Source organism: Pseudomonas meliae (assembly GCF_001400515.1).
Taxonomy (GTDB): Bacteria; Pseudomonadota; Gammaproteobacteria; order Pseudomonadales; family Pseudomonadaceae; genus Aquipseudomonas; species Aquipseudomonas amygdali.
The window spans coordinates 736-3,701 of record NZ_LJQT01000212.1 but is presented as its reverse complement, the minus strand read 5'-3'; the positions used below and the strand labels follow the sequence as shown (position 1 = coordinate 3,701).

The following is a 2,966-nucleotide window of genomic DNA, read 5'->3' as shown; positions in this document are numbered from 1 at the left end:
GCGGAGCGTGGGAACGAGAAGTATCGGGATTTCAGCTATGTTTTCGGGCTCTTCAAGACTTGTGCATGACGATGGACATAGCGACCTGATCACCTCGACTCTGCAACCTTGAGTTCACGCTTCTCGAGGGCGACCGACCTGGACAGCACCGTGATCGCCGCCAGTGCGGCAATCACCAGGCCGGGTGAGGTGGCCAACAGTACGCCAGCGGTTCCCGCACCGGCTCCGAGCAGATGCCCGGCAGCCAAAGGGCCGGCCACAGAGCCGAGGCGGCCGATGGCTACCGCAGCGCCGACACCGGTGGCACGTACCGAAGTCGGGTACGAAGGAGGGGCCAGCGCATACAGCACCAGTTGCGCGGCCATGACAAATACCCCGGCAGCAAACCCGGCAATTGCCATCGGCACGATGCCGACCGACACGCCCACGCCCGCCAACGCAGCCAGCAAACCGGCGTAGACGAACAGCACGACCTTGGTGCCGTTGCAGCGATCCAGCAACAGCCCGCCCAGTAGCGAGCCCAGCGCGCCGCCAATATTGAACAGCATCTGCACCAGGCCCGCCTGAGGTTTGCTGAAACCCTGGCCGATCAACAGCGACGGCAGCCAGTTGAGCAGCATGTACATGACGGTCAGGGTAAAAAAGTAGCCGACCCACAAGGCCAGTGTCGTGCGAGCTCTGCCTTCGCCGAACAGTGCGCTGGCGCTTGAATGCCGGGCAGCGCTGGCAGTCGTCTGCTGTTTAAAGGCACTGGATTCGGGCAGTAACAGGATCATCAACGGGACCACCAGCAGTGGCACCAGACCACCGATGATGAAAGTTTTCTGCCAGTGCTCGCTGGTAAACATCGCGACCACCGCAGCCAGGGCTCCGCCCAGCGGAACGCCTGCATACATGACGCTGATGGCGAGCCCGCGATGGCGTTCGCCGACAGCTTCGGCGCACAAGGCGATCAGGTTGGGCAGCGCAGCCCCCAGCCCCAGGCCGGTCATGAAGCGCACCAGCAACAGGGCAGAAAAGCTTTCGACATAAGCAGTGCTCAGCGAGAAGACCCCGAACAGCAGTACTGCGCTTACCAGAATCTTCTTGCGGCCGATGCTATCCGCAATCCAGCCGCCAAAAAAAGCGCCCGGCAGCAGCCCGATGATCCCTGCGCTGAATACCCAGCCCATCATTTTCGGGTCAAGGGCAAAGCTTTGACGAAGTCCCGCCGCCGCCGTCCCGGCAGCCTGCAGGTCGAAACCTTCAATGAGTGCGACGATAAAACACAAGATGATGGTCAGCGTCGAACGACGCAACGAACTGTTCATGGCAAGCCTCATTGTTGTTTTTGTTGTGGAGAAAAGCCTGTTCCCGAGCGCCGACGAGGCGTTGTGACAGGTGCTGATCAAGGTAACAAAAAAAACTAAAAAATGAATCCGGACCAAGAATTCAATAAAAGCAGGAATTAGTCTTTTTAAAACATTTAGTTAGGGAGGTATTTAAAGAGTGGTAGTCAAGTAGTTAACATTATTAATGTTCGATTATCGGTCACTCTGGATTGACGTCGATACGAAATCCTCCAATTCTCCTCCAACGGACCTGCGGCCAGCGCCGGACCGAATCCAAAAACAACAACAATAAGTGGACATCCAACATGCCAACGCTCACTCGTGGTGCAGCAAAAGCTGTGTCAACTCTCTTTTTCCGTGGAAAAAATTGCGGTCTCGCGCTGGGCCTGCTGGGCGTCAGCGCTATACCTGACCTCGCACAGGCTCAGGGGTTTCTGGAGGACAGCCACGGCACCTTGACGCTGCGCAATTATTATATGGACCGTGATTACAAGGACGATGGTGCCAAAACAGCCACGCGGGAGTGGGCGCAGGGGTTCATTATCAACGCCGAATCCGGCTTCACAGAAGGACCGGTGGGCTTCGGTCTTGATGCGCGAACGCTGGTGGGTGTAAAGCTTGATTCTTCGCCAGACCGCAGCGGTACCGATCTATTGCCGGTATCGGCCAGTGACGGACGGGCTGCTGACGAGTATTCCCGACTGGCGCTGACCGGCAAGCTTAAATTCCGCGAAACCACAATCAAGACTGGCGACGTGTCGATTTTTCTGCCGTTTGCTTTCGCCAGCCCCTCACGCCTGTTGCCGCAGACTTTTCGGGGCACGACGCTGACCTCAAAGGACATCGACGGCTTGACCTTCAATGCCGGCTATATTGATCGGGTCAACAAGCGCGATTCCAGCAACTATCAGGCAATGACCATCGCTTCGCCGAACCGGCGCTTCAATGGTGCAGCAACGTCATCGCACATGGCCTATGCCGGGGGCGACTATCAGGTCAACAAGGAGCTCAGCATACGCGCGTATCACGCTGAAGTGGCTGATCTTTATACTCAGAACACGCTCGCGCTACTACAGAAACTGGCAATCGGCGATGGCGTGCTGACCACTGATCTGCGCAGCTTTTTCAGTAGCGACACGGGCAGCGCGAAAGCCGGGGACGTGGATAACCAGAACCTGTCGGCGCTGTTGGGTTACAAGTGGGGAGGGCACAGCGTCAGCCTTGGTTATATGCATTCGAGCGGCGATACCGCTACACCCTATGTATCGGGCACCGAACTGATGGGGTTGAGCGAGATGACCATGAGTTCTGACTTTCTCAATGCCAGGGAGCGTACCTGGCAAGCCATTTACGACTATGACTTCACTGCCGTGGGGCTTGTCGGGTTACGCAGTCGCCTGCGTTATGTGCGCGGCGACAACATCGAACTGGCCGCTTTCAATGCCGATGATCGCAAGGAGCGTGAGTTTCAGATGGAGCTGGGCTACGTCGTTCAGAGCGGCCCGCTGAAGAATATCGGCCTGCTGGCGCGCAAGTCGATCTATCGCAACGACTTCCCCGCAGGCGCCGCCTTTCGCGATGAAAACCAGACGCGCTTTATTGCTCAGTACAGCTTGCCACTCTGGTAATCAGCCG

2 protein-coding genes are annotated in these 2,966 nt (G+C 57.3%); one reads left to right on the top strand and one right to left on the bottom strand.

Going from position 1 to position 2,966, the window contains the following annotated elements:
* Positions 1-89: 89 nt before the first annotated feature.
* Positions 90-1,310 carry a 3-(3-hydroxy-phenyl)propionate transporter MhpT gene (mhpT, locus tag ALO64_RS09390; protein ID WP_044344291.1) on the bottom strand — a complete coding sequence of 407 codons (1,221 nt, stop codon included), beginning with the start codon at positions 1,308-1,310 and terminating at the stop codon, positions 90-92.
* A 326-nt stretch (positions 1,311-1,636) separates the two neighbouring features.
* On the opposite strand from mhpT, the gene ALO64_RS09385 reads away from it, so the two are divergent.
* The gene (locus ALO64_RS09385) at positions 1,637-2,959 is read left to right on the top strand and encodes an OprD family porin (protein ID WP_044344292.1); all 1,323 of its coding nucleotides are present in this window, start codon (positions 1,637-1,639) and stop codon (positions 2,957-2,959) included.
* Positions 2,960-2,966: the final 7 nt, after the last annotated feature.

What these genes read in the sequence shown, in the direction of transcription:
- mhpT (WP_044344291.1), bottom strand. Translation starts at nt 1,310, where the DNA reads ATGAACAGTTCGTTGCGTCGTTCGACGCTGACCATCATCTTGTGTTTT.
- ALO64_RS09385 (WP_044344292.1), top strand. Translation starts at nt 1,637, where the DNA reads ATGCCAACGCTCACTCGTGGTGCAGCAAAAGCTGTGTCAACTCTCTTT.